Source organism: Mesorhizobium sp. WSM4842 (assembly GCF_055901575.1).
This window is the reverse complement of the sequence record NZ_CM148372.1, coordinates 1725578-1744242: the sequence shown is the minus strand read 5'-3', so window position 1 is coordinate 1744242 and position 18665 is coordinate 1725578. Positions and strand designations below refer to the sequence as shown.

The window sequence follows — 18665 nt, the reverse complement described above, 5'->3', positions numbered from 1 at the left end:
AAAATTGATGCCGACACTGTTTCGCTTTGTCGTGACGCTCACGATTCTGGCCGGCATTGTCTATGGCGCGATGTTCGCTCTGGCGATGTTCGTCGAGCCGAGAAAGGCCGAGATGAGCGTACGCATTCCTCCCGAAAAGCTGAATCCCCAGAAGAACTGAATCAAGAAAAACTGACCCGAGAAATGAACAGCGCGGTCCGCATCGAAGCCTTTCTGGAAATGATGAGCGCCGAGCGCGGCGCTGCCGAAAACACGCTTTCCAGCTATCGCCGCGACCTCGAAGACGCTTCGGCCGGGATCGACGGCGGGCTCGCGGGTGCCGCCGCCGCCGATATCCGCGCCTATCTCGACGATGTCGCCGCGCGCGGCTTTGCCGCCACCTCGCAGGCACGCAAACTGTCGGCGATCCGCCAGTTCTTCAAGTTCCTCTATGCTGAAGGCCTGCGCGGCGACGACCCGACCGGAACCCTGGACAGTCCGAAGAAAGGCCGGCCGCTGCCGAAGACGATGAGCGAGGCCGCCACCGGCCGACTGATCGACCGTGCGGCGCAAGAAGCAGCTGACGCCTCGCTGAACGATGGCAACAGCCTGGCGGCGTTGCGCCTGCATGCGCTGGTCGAGGTACTCTACGCCACCGGCCTGCGCGTCTCCGAACTGGTCGGCCTGCCGATGACGGTGGCGCTGCGCGACGATCGTTTCTTCATGGTGCGCGGCAAGGGTGACAAGGAACGCATGGTGCCGCTGTCGACAAAGGCGCGCACGGCGATGCGGGCCTGGCTCGCTGCCCGGGCAACGGTGCCGGCTTTCGCAGATAGCCCGTTCCTGTTTCCGGCAGCAAGCGACAGCGGCTATCTCTCCAGGCAGGTTTTCGCCCGCGACCTGAAGGGCCTTGCCGCGCGGGCCGGCATCGCCTCGGCGAAAATATCGCCGCATGTGCTGCGCCATGCTTTCGCCAGCCATCTCCTGCAGAACGGCGCCGATCTCAGAGCCGTGCAGCAGTTGCTTGGCCATGCCGATATTTCAACGACGCAGATTTACACACATGTGCTGGAGGAGCGGCTGGTGCGGCTGGTCAACGATCATCATCCGCTTGCCGACTAGACGTCATATCGCTATGTGAGGACGACGTTCCACCGCCCGGAGCCTTTATTTCCCAGGTTCCGTCAGTCATTGCCTCCCGGCTTATCGGTCCGCTCAAGAATGTACAATTACCTCGATTTCGAAAAGCCGGTTGCCGATCTCGAAGGCAAGATTGTCGAGCTGAAGAAGCTCGCCGAGAATGGCGAGGCGGTCGATGTCGGCGATGAGATCAGCCGTCTCGAGAAACGCGTGCGCGACGCATTGCGCGACACCTATAAGGCACTGTCCCCGTGGCAGAAGGTGCAGGTGGCCCGCCATCCGGACAGGCCGCATTGCGTCGACTACATCAAGGGCCTGTTCAACGATTTCACGCCGCTTGCCGGCGACCGCAATTTCGGCGAGGACCAGGCGATCGTCGGCGGCTTCGCCCGCTTCCGCGGCGAGCCGGTGGCGATCATCGGCCAGGAAAAGGGCTCGGACACGGCCAGCCGGCTGAAGCATAATTTCGGCTCGGTGCGGCCGGAGGGCTACCGCAAGGCGGTGCGGCTGATGGAACTCGCCGACCGCTTCAATATCCCGTTGCTGACGCTGGTCGACACGGCTGGCGCCTACCCCGGCGTCAATGCCGAGGAGCGCGGCCAGGCGGAAGCCATCGCCCGCTCGACCTCGGCCTGTCTCGGCCTGAAGGTGCCGTCGATCTCGGTGGTCATCGGCGAAGGCGGCTCGGGCGGTGCCATCGCGATCGCCACCGCCAACCGCGTCTACATGCTCGAACACGCCATCTATTCGGTGATCTCGCCGGAGGGCGCCGCCTCGATCCTGTGGCGCGACACCACCCGCTCGAAGGATGCGGCGACCAACATGAAGATCACCGCCCAGGATCTGCTGGAGCTGAAGATCATCGACGCCATCATTCCCGAACCGCTCGGCGGCGCCCATCGTGGCCCGGAAACGGTGATTGCCGCCACCGGCGATCTCATCGCCAAAACGATGAAGGAATTCTCCGGCGCCAACACCGATTTTCGCGAGCAGCGCCGCGAGAAGTACCTGGCTATGGGGCGAAACCTCTAGACCATGATCCCAAAAAGTGGGAACCGGTTTTCGGAAAAGATCATGGTCAAACAAGAAGCTTCAGGCCGTCCGATTTCAATCGGACGGACCGCAAGACGGGTGTCAGCGCTGCAATGTGGCGAGATTGAGCACTTCCGCCACAAAAATGCCGCTGCGCTCGTTTCAATCAGATTGCCGTAAGGCCCGGCGCTTGCGGTAAGGAATTTTCAAGGTTAACGGACTTAGGGTTGCGGCGCTGATGCCTGCGGCCCGAAAGAAAAGACATAGCCATGTTTGCCAAGCTTGCCCGCACCGGACTTGTGATTGCCGCGATAGGCGTCGCCGGCTGCACCGATTCTTCGATGAAGGATTTTGCCCCCCAGGCCAACAAGCCGCTGCCCGACAAGATCCTGGCCAGCATGAAGGCCAAGGGCATGACCCGCACCTCGCCGGTGATGGCCCGCATCTTCAAGGAAGAGGGCAAGCTCGAAATCTGGAAGGCCAGGACCAACGGCCGCTACGATTTGGTCGCCAGCTACGACATCTGCAAATGGTCGGGCAAGCTGGGTCCCAAATACACCGAAGGCGACCGCCAGGCGCCGGAGGGCTTCTATACGGTCCGTCCGGCGCAGATGAATCCGCGGTCGAGCTACCACCTTGCCTTCAACATCGGCTATCCCAACGCCTACGACCGCGCCAATGGCCGCACCGGTTCCCATCTGATGGTCCATGGCGCCTGCTCGTCGTCGGGCTGCTATTCGATGACAGACGCGCAGATCGAGCAGATCTACGCCTTCGGCCGCGATGCCTTCCAGGGCGGGCAGACCGAGTTCCAGATCCAGGCCTTTCCGTTCCGCATGACCGCCGCCAACATGGCGCGTTATCGCAAAGATCCGAACTACGAATTCTGGAAGATGCTGAAGGTCGGCTACGACAATTTCGAAATCACCAAAGTGCCGCCGAAGGTCGATGTTTGCGAGAAGCGCTATGTCTTCAACCAGGTCGCGGCTGACGGCGCGACGTTCGATCCGGCCGGCGCCTGCCCCGCGACGACGCAGCCGGATTCACTGAAGAGCGCCTTCAATGCCTATCAGAGCACCTACGAAGCGGCTTTCAACGGCGCGGTCAAGGCCAGCGTGCCGGCGCCCAAGCCGACCATCGCCGGCATCAAGGAAGCCAGCATCGTCTCCGAGTGGTCGAAGAAGCGCGCCCGTGGCGAACGCGTGCCGATCGATCCGCCGTCGTTCAACGCCGACGGCTCGGTGACCGAGACGGCGCGCATGGGCCGCATCGATTCGCCGGCGGGGCGCAAAATGGCCGCGCTCGACGCCGAGAAAGCCGCCAAGCAGAAGGCCGAGGAGCAAAGGCTTGCCGCGATAGAGGCAGCCAAGGCCGAGAAAGAGGCGGCCAAGGCTCAGGCTCTGGCCGAGAAGGAAGCGGCCAAGGCCGCCGCAGAAATGCCTGTCGTCACCGCGACCGTAGCGCCATCGGAGGCCGCCCCGGCAGTCGAAACGCAGGCTGCGGACGCCGAAAGCACGGCGACAAGGCTGAAGAAGAAGCTGTTCGGCATGTTCGGCGGCTGAGGTTCATGCTTGAACAAGAAGATCGGGGCCAGGAAGACAGGCCCTCATCCAGCCCCGCCGCCATCTACGACCTCAAAGGCCTGAACTGCCCGTTGCCCGTGCTCAAGGCAAAAAAGCGGTTGGCCACAATGCAGCCGGGCAGCCGCCTGTGGCTCGAAACCACTGACCCCCTCGCCGTCATCGACATTCCCGCCTTCTGCGCCGAGAGCGGCCATCATCTGATCGAAACGGCAGCGATGTCAGGCGGCCATCGCTTCCTCGTCGAGCGCGGAGCGGGATAATCTCCCCCCTCGAGGGGGAGATGTCGCCGAAGGCGACAGAGGGGGTCGCCGCGCGTAAAGCGCCAACCTTGATCTGCCGCAGGAGGCCGCGTCCGGTCGCGCCGACCCCCTCTGTCGCCTTCGGCGACATCTCCCCCTCGAGGGGGGAGATCAGCCGCTTCACCGCCCGGCGATGGCCAGCGGGTTGTTTTCCAGCGCTGCGCGGTCCGGTGTGTCGATCGATGGCCGGTTGGTGAAGGCGGCAAACAGCCGGCGAACGTAATCTTCCGGCATGTCGAGCGTGATCAGCACCAGCCTTGTGCCGCGTTGACCGTCCGGCCAGGACGGCAGCCGCGCCGGCGGATGCAGGATCTTCTGCACGCCGTGGACGACCAGCGGCCGCGACGGGTCTTCCAGCAATTCGATGATGCCCTTCATGCGCAGCAGGCGCTCGCCATGCGCCGATCGCAACAGGTCGAGGAACATCTCGATCGCCGAAAACGGCACCGGCCCGTCATGAACCAGCGAGTAGGCGCGTACGCGGGAATCGTGCCGATGGCCGTGATCGTGCTCATGGTCGCCGTGGTCATGATCGCCATGGTGATCATGGGCGGCTTCCTCGCCCAGCCAGCGCCGCACGTCGGCGGACTTGGTGGCTGGGTTGTAGAGGCCGCAATCGAACAGCGCCGCTACATCGGTCCTTCTGTCACCCGCATCGAGCAGCTCGGCACCCGGATTGATCTGCCGCAGCCGGGCCCGCAGGGCCTCGAGGTCGCGCGGATCGGTGGCCAGATCGGCTTTCGTCAGCACGATGCGGTCGGCGACCGCCACCTGCTTCACCGCCTCGACATGGGCGTCCAGCGTCGCATTGCCGTTGACCGCGTCGACCAGCGTGATGACGCCGTCGAGCCGGAAGGCATGGACCAGCGCCGGATGCGCCATGATCGACTGCAGCACCGGCGCCGGATCGGCGAGGCCGGTGGTTTCGATGACGACACGGGCAAGCCGGGCGATGCGGCCGGTCTGCAGCCGGTCGACGAGATCGGCCAGCGTGTCGACCAGTTCGCCGCGCACCGTGCAGCAGAGACAGCCGTCGGAAAGCTGGATGATGCCGTCGGAGGCCTGTTCGACCAGGAGATGGTCGATCGCCACCTCGCCGAACTCGTTGATGATGACCGCCGTGTCGGCAAGCGCGGGATCCCTGAGCAGCCGGTTGAGCAGCGTCGTCTTGCCGGCGCCAAGAAAACCGGTCAGCACCGAGACGGCGATGGGAAAGCCGCTGCTCATCAGGCTAGTTCACGGCCTTGGCGGGCTCCTGGGCCGCGGTGGCGGAACCGATCACTGCCGGCTCGGCGCCGGGCGGCGGCGGCAGGTCGGGTCGCCAGCTCGGCAGCGGCACGTCTGCATATTCCCGGCCCGATGCATCGAGCATCGCCTTCGGCTTCGGCCCGGTGGCGCCGCCAAGGCCGACGGCGACCAATGTCGGCACATGGTCGAGCTTTTTCCGATAAGGAGATTTTGGCGCATTCTTGTCGCCGACGGGGACAGCTTCCGACTGCTCCTTAGCCGGCTTCTTCCTGCAAATCTCGTCATTCAGGTTGTTGACCGATGTGGTGTCGCCATAGGAAGGCAGCGCCGCCACCGTCAACCAGCCCGGTGTCGGCGTGGCAAAGCCGTGGTCGAGCAGCTTGGCGACGGCCTCGGCGCGGGTGACGGCCGACTTCTCGCCAAGCACCACCGCCACCAGCGTACGCCCGTCGCGTGTTGCCGAGCCGATCATGTTGAAGCCCGAGGGACAGACGAAACCGGTCTTCATGCCGTCGGCGCCGGGATAGCGGCCGATCAGAAGATTGTAGTTCGCGATCTGCTTCTTGCCGACGGCCAGGCCCTCGATCGAGAACCATGGCGCATATTGCGGAAATTCTGTGCGGATCGCCATCACCAGCAAGCCGAGGTCGCGCGCCGTCGTATACTGGTCCGGCGAAAATAGCCCGTTCGGGTTGACGAAATGCGTTCCCGTCATGCCGAGCCGGCGCGCCTCGGTGTTCATGCGTTCGGCGAAAGCGGCCTGCGAACCGCCGATGTTCTCGCCGACGGCCATGGCGACGTCGTTGGCCGACTTGACCAGGATCATCTTCAGCGCGTTGTCGAGCCGCATGACCGAGCCCGGCTTGAAGCCCATCTTGCTCGGCGGCTCGCCGGCGGAACGCTTCGTGACCTTGATCGGCGAATCGAGCTGGACCTCGCCCGCGGCGATCGCACGAAATGCCACATAGGCGGTCATCAGCTTGGTCAGCGAGGCAGGATACCAGCGCTTGAAAGCCTCCTGGTGCTGGAGGATCTTGCCATTCCTCAGTTCGAACACGATCGTCGGATTGGCGAGAGCCGGTCCGGCCAGCACCGGAAGCGCCACGGCGCCCGCCAGCAATAATGCATGTCGCGCAAAAGTGTGCAGCGGTTTTGCGATAACGACATGCATAAAAACAACAACGCTAAAGCGCGTCGCCCGGTCAAACGCGACGCGCTTTAGTTTGAAGAAATGCCTGTACCGCATGGTGGAATCCGAAATCGCCTCTTGCCGCAGTCGCCTCTGGCTCCGTAAGATTTGTTACGCGATCGCCAGCATGGTGATCCGGCCCCTATCCGGATCGCAATCTTGCGGTGCTATTTAGCCTATGTGACGTCACGATGGCAAAGTGCCTGAATGACAATTGTAAAACAGCAGGCACAATTTGCAAAGCAGCAGGCAGAGCCCGTCTGCTCCAACAGCGAGATGGAACCATCATGCCGATCCTGAACCGCGCCGCCGAAATGCAAGACGAGGTCGCCGGCTGGCGCCGCCATCTGCACCAGACGCCGGAGCTGAATTTCGACGTCTTCAAGACCGCCGCCTTCGTCACCGACAAGCTGAAGGCCTTCGGTTGCGACGACGTGGTGACCGGGCTCGGCAAGACCGGCGTCGTCGGCATCATCCGCGGCCGCCTGGGCGAAGGCACGAGCATCGGCCTGCGCGCCGACATGGACGCGCTGCCGCTCAACGAGATCACCGGAAAACCCTACGCCTCGACCATCCCGGGCAAGATGCACGCCTGCGGCCATGACGGCCACACCGCGATGCTGCTCGGTGCTGCCAAATATCTTGCCGAGACGCGCAATTTCGCCGGTTCCGTCGCAGTGATCTTCCAGCCGGCCGAAGAAGGCGGCGGTGGCGGCAACGAGATGGTCAAGGACGGCATGATGGAGCGCTTCGGCATCTCCAAGGTATTCGGCATGCACAACATGCCGGGCCTGCCGGTCGGGCAATTCGCCATCAAGCCCGGCCCGATCATGGCGGCGACCGCCGAATTCACCATCACCGTCAAGGGCCGCGGCGGGCATGCGGCGATGCCGCACGGCACGATCGACCCGATCGTCATCACCAGCCAGCTCGTCGGCGCGCTGCAGACGATCGCCTCGCGCAGCACCGATCCGGTCGAGGCTGTCGTGGTGTCGGTGACGAAGTTCCACGCCGGCGACGCCTACAACGTCATTCCCGAGAGCGCCGAGATCGCCGGCACCGTGCGCACGCTGAAGGGGGAGGTCGCCAGGAAGGCTGAGCAGCGCGTGCGCGCCATCTGCGAGGGCGTGGGCGCGGCCTTCGGCGCAACGATCGAGGTCGACTACAACGCCAATTATCCCGTCACCTTCAACCATCCGGAGGAGACGGCCTTTGCCAGCGACGTCGCGGCTGATGTCGCCGGCGAGGCCCATGTGCACCGCGCCATCCAGCCGGTGATGGGCGGCGAGGATTTCTCCTATATGCTGGAGGCGCGGCCCGGCGCCTTCATCTTCATCGGCAATGGCGACACCGCCGGTCTCCACAATCCGGCCTACGACTTCAACGACGAGATCATCCCGCACGGCATGAGCTACTGGGTGAAGCTCGCGGAGACGGCGCTGGCCGCCTGATGCATACAAAGCCTACCCTCGGGCTTGCCCCCATATCGGGTAGGGCAATCGCATATGAGAACTGCCCCCTCATCCGGCCGCGGAGCCTGTCCTCGGGCTTGCCGGAGGCAAGACCCGTGGGCGGCCACCTTCTCCCCGCCGGGGAGAAGAGAGAAGCGTCAGCGCTGGCTCCTCTCCCCTTGGGGAGAGGTCGGATTGTCCCGAATTGCCCTTCGCAATTCGGTTGGCAATCCGGGTGAGGGGGTACTTACCAATATGCGATAGCCCTGCCATGTAGAGGGGAGCCGCAACCGCCGGGACGAATCTATTCGAAAATCAATCGGTGGTGCCTGGACCGCTATGGTCCGCTCTTCGGGTCGTCGACCTCCAGCGCCTCCATGACGAGCGCCGGATCACTCTCTTCGGCCGCAGCCTGCGGCTCTGCGCCTGCTCTGGCCTTGCTCAGGGCTTCCGCAATAGCCTCTTCAATGTCGCCGATCTCGTCTTCGCGCACCTCGTGACCATAGCCGGCCGCGTCGGCATCCTGTTCGAATTGCTGAGCCAGGACCGCCACGCTCACCTCGCTTTCAGCGGGCAGGTCGCCGACGTTCTCCTGGAGCCAGGTTTCAAAGAACTCTTTCGTTGCACTCATGCGGCATCTCCTTCGGCACACTAAAGCGCGGCGGTGATCCGAAGTTCCGCTATCCCCAGCTCATCTTTGCGATCCAACCCTTGCGGTTCAGTCGTAAAGTGATGAGGATGCAATTTCGAATTGTGAGCAAGCCTCTCGACGGCTAGCAACCGGCCGATTGCGTCAAGCCTGCCTCTTGGCGAAACGATCCGAAGCGGTTATGTGTCGGGCCGCGTGGTCCCGTAGCTCAGTAGGATAGAGCGGCAGATTCCTAATCTGTAGGTCACAGGTTCGATTCCTGTCGGGATCACCAATAAAATCAACGGCTTAAATGCCACCGCTGCTCTTTTCATGTCGCATCATGTTGCAATTGGCTACCGTTTATTTTCAATGACTTACAGAAGCTGTCGGCAGGTCCATGCGACATGGGCGCGACATGAAACACTTGCAAAGTCCGACTGCCCTTTCACGGCGGTAACAGGGGTTCGATTCCCCTTGGGCGTACCAGCAATATCAAGCACTTAGCTGAATTTCCGATCGATGCATCGAATATGCATCGAATAAACGCCCGCGAATTCCTGCGAACGAAAAGCCCGCCACCGTGGGGACAGTGACGGGCGCTGTTGCCTGAGAAAGAAGGGGCCGAGACGGGCTCCGATTTATAGGCCGGGTTCTAACGCCGCAATTTGCGCCAGTAGAAGAGCACGAGCGCTATCTCAGCGAGAAATGCAAGAACAAGCGCTGTGTCGAGCATATTCCTATTCAGCGCGCCGGACTCGACCATGAAAATGCTCAGGAGGAAGGGTAGCAATACCAGGACCAGCAACCCCAATACCTCCAGGAACCTCAACGAGTTTAAGATCCGACTGATCCTTTCGGACGCGATGGCGATTCCGCCAAGGGCCGGGAAAGCGACGCCTATCGCGATCATCCACCCAAGGACGGACCAAGCGCCGGCCCAAAAGCCATACAATGAGCCTGCGTCTATTTCCCAGAAGATGGCGACATCAGGCATCTGCATCATCAGATGCGTAAGCAGGTAGTTTCCCGGCAGAAAGAAGATGCCCTTGGCCAGCAGCCATAGATCGGAGATAGTCACGACGCCGTCCATGTTCCTGTCGGCGGCCGCCAGCATGTTCAGATTTGCATTCCACAGCGCTTCGCCCTGCGCCCGAATAAGTTCAGTGTCCATTGCCCCCCTCACCCCTGCATGAGTGAGGATGACACGCTGGGACGCAAAGAAAAAGGCCCGCCACCGTGAGGCAGCGGGCCATAATCGTTTCGCCACGGAACGATTGTCAGTTTGCCTTTTCGCGAATCGCCCGGAAAATATAGGAACGGAACTCCGCCCCCAACTCGGGCGAGAGGCGCAATGAACGCCCGCCGTTTGCGGCTTCGGTCTTGAACACCAGGATCATATCACCATTCGCCGGATCGAACGTCGGGATGAGTAGTTCCAGCCGCTCGGCGGTCTCCATGTAGTGCGCGATATTGTCTTTCATGACGCTTCGCCCTTCACGTCCGCAAGGCGCCTGATATCGGCGGCGATCGACGAGAAGGCCTCGGGATGCACGGCAGGTGCGGCGTCGATCGGCGCGGCCGATGCATTGCGCACGACAGCAGACGTAGCGGCGAGAGCGAGGCCTGCCCCTGTCAGGTTAAGCAGGCGGCGGCGGTTGACATCGGGCATACCTTCGGCGGCTACCCGAACAAGGGTGTTCAGCATCGGATCTTCTCCAATTCGGTTGTGTGTGAGGCTCTAGCGCTTCCGCAAGAACGGGAATTCTGATATCAGAGTTTTTATGCCAAAGCAAGAAACCGTGGTATCAAAGAAACGGCGCGGCCCGGCCCCAACTGGAAAGGGTGTGCCGATCATGGTTCGCCTTCAACCGGACATGCTGGCGGGCGTCGATCAATTTGTTGCCGAGCATGATGTTTCGCGACCTGAAGCCGTCCGATTGATCATCCGTGACTGGTTGATCAGACACCAGGTACTGAAAGCCGAGTGAAACCCTTGGCGACTTTTCCGCGCAGCGGCTCCAATCCTGCCGGCGTCGACTTCATCCCGTAGAATGGACGGCGGTGCTGGCGTGAGACTCAAGAAATCGCGCTCGCCCGGCATCATCGAAAACAATGAGATGTAGGCGCCCTTGCGGGGAGAAGCTTGCATTCTTCCACCCGAGGCAGGAAACTCCGGCCCGGATCAAACGGGGGCGGGGCTATATGCGAGTTGCGGTTGGGCTGTTACTTGTCCTGGCAACGGTGGGGGTAGCCGCGGCAGACAGCCCGGCGAGGAAGGCCCGACAAGTTGCTCTTCAAAATGCGTGGTCGGACTGTCTCACAGTTTTTTCGCGCCGCGCCGCCCAAAGAACAAATGAAGCGGTCGAAATTATCATCCGCGGTGCGTTCTCCGAGTGCCAGACCAAGGAAAACACACTTTACGAGTTTTACATCCAAGGCATGCCGAAAGCCTGGGTCGATTTTGTTCAGACCGATTTTTTCCCTGCCGTTCGAAAAGGTGCAGAAGACAACATGATAGCGACGATCTTGAAGGCACGCTCCTGAATTTGGTGGCTTGTCGGTCATCGCCCGTTCAGCCTTTTCCGTCCCGCTGAAATAGAGCCAGGCCGCGAGCCGGAAGATGCCGATTCCCGTGTGATTAGAGGTGCCCTATTCAAAGCGCCTGAGAAGTGCTCTATTCAGGCGTCACCTGGGGAGGGGCATTCATGAAAACATTCACAACCATCTGTGTTGTTGCACTCGCGATTCTAGCGGGAGCGGTGTCGTCTTATGCACATGGCGGAGGCTGTCGGAAAAGTTCTCCGCCTGGTCAGTGCTGCCACATGGACAACAGCGCCGGTAGCGTCCATTGCCATTGAGAGAGAGGGCGTGGGCAAGGTCCAGCGTTATCGAGGCGCCAATCAGGCTGACCGGTGGCGAAAGCGCGCCGGCAGAAGAATGCCGTCACGACGACTGCCGCGACCGCTCTTGGGGCTCCTCTTTCTCGGCGTGGGCACGCTTGCCGCCACGGTCGCTCAATTCGTAGTACAGAGCACCGCAAGCCTTCAGGGCACGGTAACAAACTGGACAGAACCATTGCCTGGCCCAATGCAAGGCCGGGCGTCGGTGATCGATGGCGACACGGTCGAGATTGCTGGCCAGCGCATTCGCTTCAATGGCATCGATGCGCCAGAGAGCCGGCAGTACTGCAACGACGCGAAGGGTTTCGATTATCCATGCGGGCGCCGTGCCGCCCAAGCCTTGGACAAGTTCCTGGCAGCTTCGCGACCGCTGCATTGCAGTTTTGTCGATCGTGATCGGTACGGGCGTCTTGTCGGGAACTGCAATCGCGCCGACGGCCGAAGCGTTCAGAAATGGCTCGTTGAGCAAGGCCTCGCTCTAGATTGGCCTCGCTATTCGAACGGGGCATTCGCCGCCGATCAAGTCTCAGCCAAAGCCGCCCATCGCGGCGTATGGCAAGGCAGATTCGATCCCCCGTGGGACTGGCGGGCTGCGAACGTCGACAAGGTCGAGACGGTCAGTGACCAATCGACCGGCTTCGGTCTGCTCGGCTCCGGTTGCAACGTCAAAGGCAACATCAGCGTGAACTCGGGTGACCAGATCTACCATCTGCCGGGCCAAGAGTATTACGACGAGACAGTGATCACGCCGAGCAAAGGCGAGCGCTGGTTCTGCAGCGAGGCCGAGGCGCGCGCGGCCGGCTGGCGTAAGGCAAGGCGGTAAAGGGTCGACGGGCAGCGTCACGTCGGCAAATTTGCCTGCGTTGAGAAATGTCGCCGGTTTACCGCTAGAACCGGCAACCGCAGTGCTGCGCGAAAACGGCGCCCATAAGGCAATCTACCCCAACGGCAGCGCGTAAGTGGCGCCTACTTTCAGCCCCTTCGTTCGAAAGTTGGCTTCCAGTCGCGATTGCGCGCCCGCTGCTGGCCTTCGTAGTCAGGAATGCATGTGAAGAACACCTGCCGGCGCTCACGACCGGCAGCCTTGCAATTTGAGCAGACAAAGAGCCCGACCAGGTCATCATGCATCGAGCCGTGGCCACGGCCGAGCCTGTCAATCAGCGCCCGGATGTCGAGCTTCATCGATTTGCAGCACATCGGGTGCGCACAATTGACATAGATGGTTTCGCGGGCGGCCAGAGTGTCGGCGAGAGTCTTTCGAGGCATGGCGATCTCCGTTGAAGGGCTCGCCGCAACGGGAGGATTATATTCCTGAATGCTGATCCCTTGCCACTGGTCGCTAACTCTCATCCCAGAAATCCTGCAGCGAGGCGTGCCGAAGGTCTTCCTCGCCCCTGAGGTGCTTCACGCGGGCCTTGATGCCCGGCTTGACCCACTGCGTCGCCGGCCGCTTTGGCATGTCCTTGGGCGGTGGGCCAGCATGTTCCTGGACGCGCTTCCACAGCCGCTCTCGCATCTCGCGATTGACGCTCACGAACGCACTGCCGACATATTTCCGGGTGCCTGGGTCAGCCATCAGAGCAAACGCCGGCTTGCCCCTCTCGCGTTCGACGCCAAGAAGCTCGAACTCGCTTTCGGTGAAGGATTTTGTCTTCAGCCAATTGGTGGTCGGGCCGCTGCGATATTTGCTGTCTCGACGCTTCGATACCATCCCTTCCAGCCCGGCCGCGTCGATCAGATGATAGATCGCGTTGGCTTCGCCTGGCATGGTCCCACTGAACTGGATGCGGCTATCAGACCCTATAAGGCCGGCCAGGATTTCCCGCCGATCCTCAAGTACCATGTCGCGCAAGTCGTGCCCGTTGCGATGCAGCAGATCGAACGCCACCAAGTAGAGGTCGTGCTGGCGCCTAGTGATTGCCTTGCGCAGCGCGGCAAAATCCGAAAGGCCAGCCTCATTCAAGACGACGATTTCGCCATCGATGATGGCGTTCTGTACGTTGAGACCTTTGGCTGCCTCGGCGAGATCGCGGTACCTGGCAGTCCAATCAAGGCCTCTCCGGGTGAAAATGCGAACGCCACCGTCCTCGATGATAATTTGCGAGCGGTAGCCGTCGAATTTGGCTTCATGCATCCAGTCATCGCCTTGGGGCGGCTTTGCTACCAAGGCGGGCATCATCGGCGGGACAAACTTCAAACGCATGCATTGACTCGCAAAACCGCGATTCAATTAGCATGCTCTTAATTAGTTCCGGAAAATTTTAACGAATCGTTGACCGCGCTGTCCCAGAATAGGACAGCGCGGTCAAACCCCCAAACGGGCTGCGCTGGCGGCTCCGGCTATTCTTAACGCGTCACTGTCGGAGCCGCTACCACACTCCTCCAAAATACCAAGTAATGGTTGAATCAACTGTTACGGAACGTGCTTTCCAGTGCGTTTTCCCAGTCGTTAGACTTTTATGGGAACAGGGCCTCGCCTTCACGGTTGACGCTGAGACAGTCCATCTGGTGAGGAAACATGGAAGCCCAAGAGAACATCCGCAACGCCTGGGCCGCCCTCAAACTGGTTCGCTCGGCGATCGAACAAACCTGCCCCGCCGGCGTGCTGCCGAGCGAAGAAGCCGTTGTGCTGCTCTATGGTCCCGAGCCGATTCATGAGGGTGAAGCGCTGGCCAAAGCCATCATTGAGACCGTCGAGAGGCTGACCCGTTGCCTACCGCGTTGATCCGCTGCCGACCGGCTAGTGGTGAAAGCCTGACGCTTAGCACCCCTCGGAACGGCAAGGTTGGGTGGTTAGCCGTCATTGCCCACAAGGCCTCCGGCCTGATCAACGAGCTCCCATGGCAGCAGCAGCGGGTAACTGCCGCCTCGATCCCGGCGGCTGGCAGGCGTCCAACCGGGCATGCGCCTGCTCTCCGGGATGATCCGGAATAGGCGAATAAATGCGCCCACTCTGTCTTGCCGTCGTTTTGCGCACATAAAGCGCCAAACTATCTGGCCGCAGCACGCTTGCACGTCGACCTTGGTTACGGCAGGCTCGTTCAATGAAACAGAAATCGTCCTTATCCGCCTTCGTTCTTCTCGTTGCGGCCGGCTTGCTTGCACAGTCGGCACCTTCGGTCGCCAAAGACCGAACGATTACAGGCAAGATTCGCGGCTTCGAATGTGGCGACAATTGCTATCTGACGATTGTCGATACGAAAAAGGCCGAGCAGGTCGGATTGTGTGTCGCCCAGGAGTGCGCGAACTGGAACGAGCGCACCTCTATGCCGTCACGCTACAAAGGCAAGCGCGTAACCGTTACAGTCGGGCAAGGGCAACAACTCAACGATGCGGGCGAAATCATGGGGGAAATGATGACGTTCAAGAAGATCAAATTTCTCGACTGAGTGTGCAAGTCTAGAGCAGCTTTCTGTTCTGGACTGTTGTCTAGCCGCCGTTCATCCAACACCTTGCGATAGCTCGGCAGAACCTGGTTCTCGGCAGCACAAGCGATGGGTTCGAACAAGGCAATCCGATCATCATCGAAGGACAATTCGTTGAAGCGCAGCTCCGCCATGATGTTCTTGATAGACGTCACGAACGTTTTCCCTGCCATGCTCACCGAACACCTCGTCGCACAGGAACTGTCGTAGGGTGACCTTCGGGACGCAATGTTGATTCTGTGCAGCCACAGTGCATTCTACCGATTATTGCCCCTCATCGCCACCGGAAGGACAGGCGGCAAGAGCGCGCGTCGCCCACTCCCACTGTGATCGCGCGGGTGCAGTTGGTTGCAGGAGAGCATCATTAATGTGTAGGTGCAGTATTCCCGCAATTAAATTAGCAGATGCTTAACCTACTATTTCCGATGGCACTTGCCCTTAGTGTCGCGGTCTGGTATTCAGACTCGTGCAACCGGGGGGTTCAAAATGTCAAAGCGCAGCTTTCTCTCACCAATGGCTTTGTCGGCCACGGTGATTCTTGGCGGTCATGTTCAAGCCGCAGTGCTTGTTGAGCCAATAGATCAAGCATCGACCAAATTGTCCGAAGCCGGGGTGGCTCCTGCTAAACTCGGCTATGGTGAGGTCCTAGACCGCTCACAGGGCGCGGAAGTTCTCATGGCCTATCACACCAGCCATTCGAGCCATGCGAGCCACGGGTCCCATTGCTCTGGCTATAGCTATTGCTAATGGCGGACGGTTCTCGCGATAGCGAGCTTGTCCCCGCGGCCCAAGTCCAGTTTGATCTTTCAGTCTTCAGCCTCGAGTGTGTGAAGCGGGCGGCGTACCGGGTAACGGGAAACGCCGCCGTAGAGATCACGCTGGAAGACGGCTTTGCGGTCTGCGCGCTCAATTTCAGCAAAGCACTCACTCGGGCTGCGGCCGACTCAGCGATAGAGAGTCTGCGTCTGGAGGTCTTGGATCAGGACCTTCGCAGCACGATCGCCTCAGAAACTGCTTCAGTAAGAAACGCGATACTGGCGCTGGCGTTTTCAAGGTCGGGCCTGCAGTCCGATGACTAAGTTTGCTCCGGCAACTGAATTTCAACGACCGTTGGACGACACCTACCAGCTGGCGTACTTCCGTTTTTCCCAGCTGGACGATGAGCGGTATGTGCTAACCAACCAAACGGGCGAGTATTTGGTTCTCCCCCGATCGGTGCTGTCTTCCTTTGTTAAGCACGAACTCCCGAGCACTCACCCAGCCTATTCTCGCCTCCGCAGCAGGCAGTTCCTTTTCGATGCGTCCTCCAACATCGGCCAAGAGCTGCTGGCGTTGAAGGTTCGGACCAAGGCAAAGAGGCTCGAGAACTTCACCTCGCTTCACATTATGGTCGTGTCTCTGCGTTGCGAGCACTCCTGCCCCTACTGTCAGGTCTCTCGCCAAAGTGAAGATCGCTCAGCATTCGATATGTCTGAGGAGACTGCCGAGAAGGCCTTGGCGCTCATTTTTGAATCTCCAAGTCTGGCTATCAAGATCGAGTTCCAGGGCGGCGAGCCGCTTCTGAATTTCCCATTAATCCAACATGTCGTGCACCGGGCTAAAGAGATTAACAAGGCCGCCGGGCGGTCCTTGCAATTCGTCATCACGACGAACCTCGCTGTTGTTACGGACGAAATCTTGGAGTTCTGCCGCGAGCACAGCGTCCTAATTTCTACATCGCTCGACGGTCCGGCCACCCTTCACAACGCCAATCGACCGCGCCCGGGAAAGAACAGCTATGAGCTCGCCGTTGCGGGCATCCACAAGGCGAGAGTCGCTCTTGGCAATGAGCGCGTTAGTGCGCTTATGACGACTACCAAGTCCAGCCTCCCACTTGTGCGCGAGATCATTGACGAATACGTCAGGTTGGAGTTCCCCGGAATATTTCTTCGGCCACTTTCTCCCTACGGTTTCGCCGTCAAAACGAAGTCATACGCCGCCTATGATGTGGACCGCTGGCTCGACTTCTACTTCGACGGGTTGGACTACATCCTGGAACTGAATCGGAAAGGCATTCCCTTCAAGGAGTTTTACGCAGCCACCATCCTCACAAAGATGCTCACGCCTTTCGAGCCGGGATACGTGGATCTAATGAGTCCAGCAGGCATCGGCATCTCCGCCGTTGTCTATAACTATGATGCCAGCGTCTACGCATCCGACGAAGCGCGAATGTTGGCCGAAATGGGCGACAAGACATTTCTGCTCGGGAATGTCCATGAAAACACCTACAGGGAGATCTTCGGGTCAGACGCTCTCCTCGATCCTATCGAGCAGTCTTTTGCCGGTTCTGTCCCCATGTGTGCCGAGTGCGCCTACGAACCGTTCTGCGGCTCCGATCCAGTATTCCACACAGCGACACAAGGCGACTTTGTTGGTCTCAAAACGCGGTCGGGATTCTGCAATCGCAATATGTCCATCTTCAAGAGGCTGATCGCCCTTATGGAGAGCGACGTCACCGCTCGGGAACTGTTTCTAAGTTGGGCGAACTAAGATGTTGCGTCTAAGTGGCTTCGCTGCGTCGGCAAGCATCGGTGATTTCTCACAGCGAGTGGCTCTTAGGCTGGTGACGGCTCAATCTGATCAAGCGCCTAACTGCGACCATGATGCGTATCTTTTCACAGGCGAGGTAACCCATCCTGAATGCCGGTGGGTTGTGACCTTTGAAGAACTTCAGTCGGAGGCTGCGCGACTGTTTCCGAGCCAACGATTGATCGTTCTGCCAGCCTACTTTGATTATCTGGGCGAAGGAGACGTCATCCGCTTTGTGCCGGACCGCAAGGCCGTGCGCGTACTGTTTCGAAAGGGAGCCAGCGCGAACTATTTCCTTGTGACCGAACGATGCAATCATCTGTGCTTGATGTGCTCACAGCCACCCAAAGACGTTGATGATCGCTGGTTGGCGCGGGAAATCCTGGATGTGTTGCCCCTACTGCCTGCAACGACCCCGTTTCTCGGGATCACCGGCGGTGAGCCAACACTGGTGGGCAATGATTTTTTTGACATTCTGGTTTCGGCTCGTGACCATCTTCCTTCAACGCCCATTCATGTTCTCTCCAATGGCCGGACGTTTAAAGACAAGGCATTCACCGAGCGGTATCAAGCTGTTGGACACCGTCGCCTTTCGGTAGGCATACCGATCTATTCCGCGGACCCGGAAGTGCACGACTATGTGGTTCAGTCCAAGGGCGCTTTTGACGAGACCATACGCGGGATCATGAATCTGAAGTCGGTCGGTGCAGAGGTCGAGATTCGAGTCGTCGTTCACAAGCAGACCTATGAGGGTCTTGCCGACCTGTCGGCTTTCATTTTCAGAAATCTGACCTTTGTGGATCACGTCACATTCATGGGCCTCGAGATCACCGGGTACACACGAGCAAACATGGATAAGCTCTGGATGGACCCATATGACTACCGCAGCGAGCTGCGAGCGGCCGTGCAATATCTGGCTGCGGCTAGGATCAACGTTTCAGTCTACAACCACCAGCTCTGCCTTCTCGACGGGTCTATCCATAAGTACGCAAAACGATCGATCAGCGACTGGAAAAATGAATACGTGGACGAGTGCACCGGCTGCTCCAGACGGAGCGAGTGCGGCGGTTTCTTTTCGTCCAGCAACTTGGCACGAAGCTCTCACATATCACCATTTCAATACTAGGGCTTGGGGGGCGGTTCCTTGATTGGAGAAGGAACAGGCTGCGAGAGCAGTTACACCTCCGGCACGAGCACCCAGACACGTGATCTCGATCGAG

Annotated in this window: 22 protein-coding genes and 1 tRNA gene; 15 read left to right on the top strand and 8 right to left on the bottom strand. The window is 60.0% G+C overall.

Annotation, left to right across the window (positions count from 1 at the left end; genetic code table 11):
* Window positions 1-7: 7 nt before the first annotated feature.
* The 5 genes from AC0NIE_RS08350 to AC0NIE_RS08330 all read left to right on the top strand — a co-directional run bounded on the left by AC0NIE_RS08350 (window position 8) and on the right by AC0NIE_RS08330 (window position 3994).
* The gene (locus AC0NIE_RS08350; RefSeq protein ID WP_095493454.1) at window positions 8-160 is read left to right on the top strand and encodes a histidine kinase; all 153 of its coding nucleotides are present in this window, start codon (window positions 8-10) and stop codon (window positions 158-160) included.
* 23 nt (window positions 161-183) lie between these two features.
* Complete coding sequence (locus AC0NIE_RS08345; protein WP_473488096.1) at window positions 184-1101, top strand: site-specific tyrosine recombinase XerD; 918 nt, start codon at window positions 184-186, stop codon at window positions 1099-1101.
* A 99-nt stretch (window positions 1102-1200) separates the two neighbouring features.
* Complete coding sequence (locus AC0NIE_RS08340) at window positions 1201-2151, top strand: acetyl-CoA carboxylase carboxyltransferase subunit alpha (protein ID WP_473488095.1); 951 nt, start codon at window positions 1201-1203, stop codon at window positions 2149-2151.
* Between the two features lie 269 nt (window positions 2152-2420).
* Window positions 2421-3713 carry a L,D-transpeptidase family protein gene (locus tag AC0NIE_RS08335; protein ID WP_473488094.1) on the top strand — a complete coding sequence of 431 codons (1293 nt, stop codon included), beginning with the start codon at window positions 2421-2423 and terminating at the stop codon, window positions 3711-3713.
* A 5-nt stretch (window positions 3714-3718) separates the two neighbouring features.
* Window positions 3719-3994, top strand: a complete 276-nt coding sequence (locus AC0NIE_RS08330; RefSeq protein WP_473488093.1) for a sulfurtransferase TusA family protein — start codon at window positions 3719-3721, stop codon at window positions 3992-3994.
* 159 nt (window positions 3995-4153) lie between these two features.
* Here AC0NIE_RS08330 and AC0NIE_RS08325 read toward each other — a convergent pair whose 3' ends face one another.
* The gene (locus AC0NIE_RS08325; protein WP_473488092.1) at window positions 4154-5260 is read right to left on the bottom strand and encodes a CobW family GTP-binding protein; all 1107 of its coding nucleotides are present in this window, start codon (window positions 5258-5260) and stop codon (window positions 4154-4156) included.
* Window positions 5261-5264: 4 nt separating this feature from the next.
* Window positions 5265-6452, bottom strand: coding sequence for a D-alanyl-D-alanine carboxypeptidase family protein (locus AC0NIE_RS08320; protein ID WP_473488134.1), 1188 nt, complete (start codon window positions 6450-6452; stop codon window positions 5265-5267).
* Between the two features lie 305 nt (window positions 6453-6757).
* Between AC0NIE_RS08320 and AC0NIE_RS08315 the strand changes: the two genes are divergently transcribed.
* Window positions 6758-7921, top strand: coding sequence for a M20 aminoacylase family protein (locus tag AC0NIE_RS08315; RefSeq protein ID WP_473488091.1), 1164 nt, complete (start codon window positions 6758-6760; stop codon window positions 7919-7921).
* A 337-nt stretch (window positions 7922-8258) separates the two neighbouring features.
* Here AC0NIE_RS08315 and AC0NIE_RS08310 read toward each other — a convergent pair whose 3' ends face one another.
* Window positions 8259-8552, bottom strand: a complete 294-nt coding sequence (locus AC0NIE_RS08310; RefSeq protein WP_473488090.1) for a hypothetical protein — start codon at window positions 8550-8552, stop codon at window positions 8259-8261.
* A gap of 215 nt (window positions 8553-8767) precedes the next feature.
* Between AC0NIE_RS08310 and AC0NIE_RS08305 the strand changes: the two genes are divergently transcribed.
* Window positions 8768-8844: transfer RNA gene (locus AC0NIE_RS08305), tRNA-Arg, on the top strand.
* Between the two features lie 360 nt (window positions 8845-9204).
* On the opposite strand, the gene AC0NIE_RS08300 is transcribed toward AC0NIE_RS08305, so the two are convergent.
* From AC0NIE_RS08300 to AC0NIE_RS08290, 3 genes are all read right to left on the bottom strand, one after another.
* The gene (locus AC0NIE_RS08300) at window positions 9205-9723 is read right to left on the bottom strand and encodes a hypothetical protein (protein WP_473488089.1); all 519 of its coding nucleotides are present in this window, start codon (window positions 9721-9723) and stop codon (window positions 9205-9207) included.
* A 106-nt stretch (window positions 9724-9829) separates the two neighbouring features.
* Window positions 9830-10033, bottom strand: coding sequence for a hypothetical protein (locus tag AC0NIE_RS08295; RefSeq protein ID WP_473488088.1), 204 nt, complete (start codon window positions 10031-10033; stop codon window positions 9830-9832).
* Complete coding sequence (locus tag AC0NIE_RS08290) at window positions 10030-10257, bottom strand: hypothetical protein (RefSeq protein ID WP_473488087.1); 228 nt, start codon at window positions 10255-10257, stop codon at window positions 10030-10032. The genes AC0NIE_RS08295 and AC0NIE_RS08290 overlap by 4 nt, the downstream gene beginning before the upstream one ends.
* A gap of 76 nt (window positions 10258-10333) precedes the next feature.
* Here AC0NIE_RS08290 and AC0NIE_RS08285 point away from each other — a divergent pair, with 76 nt between their 5' ends.
* The 3 genes from AC0NIE_RS08285 (at window position 10334) to AC0NIE_RS08275 (ending at window position 12275) form a co-directional block, all read left to right on the top strand.
* The gene (locus AC0NIE_RS08285) at window positions 10334-10540 is read left to right on the top strand and encodes a ribbon-helix-helix domain-containing protein (RefSeq protein WP_095495279.1); all 207 of its coding nucleotides are present in this window, start codon (window positions 10334-10336) and stop codon (window positions 10538-10540) included.
* A 214-nt stretch (window positions 10541-10754) separates the two neighbouring features.
* Window positions 10755-11096 carry a hypothetical protein gene (locus AC0NIE_RS08280; protein ID WP_473488086.1) on the top strand — a complete coding sequence of 114 codons (342 nt, stop codon included), beginning with the start codon at window positions 10755-10757 and terminating at the stop codon, window positions 11094-11096.
* Window positions 11097-11420: 324 nt separating this feature from the next.
* Window positions 11421-12275 carry a thermonuclease family protein gene (locus AC0NIE_RS08275; protein ID WP_473488085.1) on the top strand — a complete coding sequence of 285 codons (855 nt, stop codon included), beginning with the start codon at window positions 11421-11423 and terminating at the stop codon, window positions 12273-12275.
* Between the two features lie 149 nt (window positions 12276-12424).
* On the opposite strand, the gene AC0NIE_RS08270 is transcribed toward AC0NIE_RS08275, so the two are convergent.
* Both AC0NIE_RS08270 and AC0NIE_RS08265 read right to left on the bottom strand, forming a co-directional pair.
* On the bottom strand, window positions 12425-12718 hold the full coding sequence (locus tag AC0NIE_RS08270; RefSeq protein WP_473488084.1) for a hypothetical protein: 294 nt from the start codon (window positions 12716-12718) through the stop codon (window positions 12425-12427).
* A 73-nt stretch (window positions 12719-12791) separates the two neighbouring features.
* Entirely contained in the window at window positions 12792-13655 is an 864-nt protein-coding gene (locus tag AC0NIE_RS08265; protein ID WP_473488083.1) for an ATP-dependent DNA ligase, read from the bottom strand.
* 315 nt (window positions 13656-13970) lie between these two features.
* Between AC0NIE_RS08265 and AC0NIE_RS08260 the strand changes: the two genes are divergently transcribed.
* From AC0NIE_RS08260 to hxsC, 5 genes are all read left to right on the top strand, one after another.
* The gene (locus AC0NIE_RS08260) at window positions 13971-14177 is read left to right on the top strand and encodes a hypothetical protein (RefSeq protein ID WP_473488082.1); all 207 of its coding nucleotides are present in this window, start codon (window positions 13971-13973) and stop codon (window positions 14175-14177) included.
* A gap of 319 nt (window positions 14178-14496) precedes the next feature.
* On the top strand, window positions 14497-14841 hold the full coding sequence (locus AC0NIE_RS08255; protein ID WP_473488081.1) for a hypothetical protein: 345 nt from the start codon (window positions 14497-14499) through the stop codon (window positions 14839-14841).
* Window positions 14842-15623: 782 nt separating this feature from the next.
* The gene (locus AC0NIE_RS08250) at window positions 15624-15956 is read left to right on the top strand and encodes a hypothetical protein (protein ID WP_473488080.1); all 333 of its coding nucleotides are present in this window, start codon (window positions 15624-15626) and stop codon (window positions 15954-15956) included.
* Between the two features lie 31 nt (window positions 15957-15987).
* Window positions 15988-17406, top strand: coding sequence for a His-Xaa-Ser system radical SAM maturase HxsB (gene hxsB / locus AC0NIE_RS08245; protein ID WP_473488079.1), 1419 nt, complete (start codon window positions 15988-15990; stop codon window positions 17404-17406).
* Between the two features lies 1 nt (window position 17407).
* Window positions 17408-18571, top strand: coding sequence for a His-Xaa-Ser system radical SAM maturase HxsC (hxsC, locus tag AC0NIE_RS08240; protein WP_473488078.1), 1164 nt, complete (start codon window positions 17408-17410; stop codon window positions 18569-18571).
* The last annotated feature ends 94 nt before the right edge of the window (window positions 18572-18665 follow it).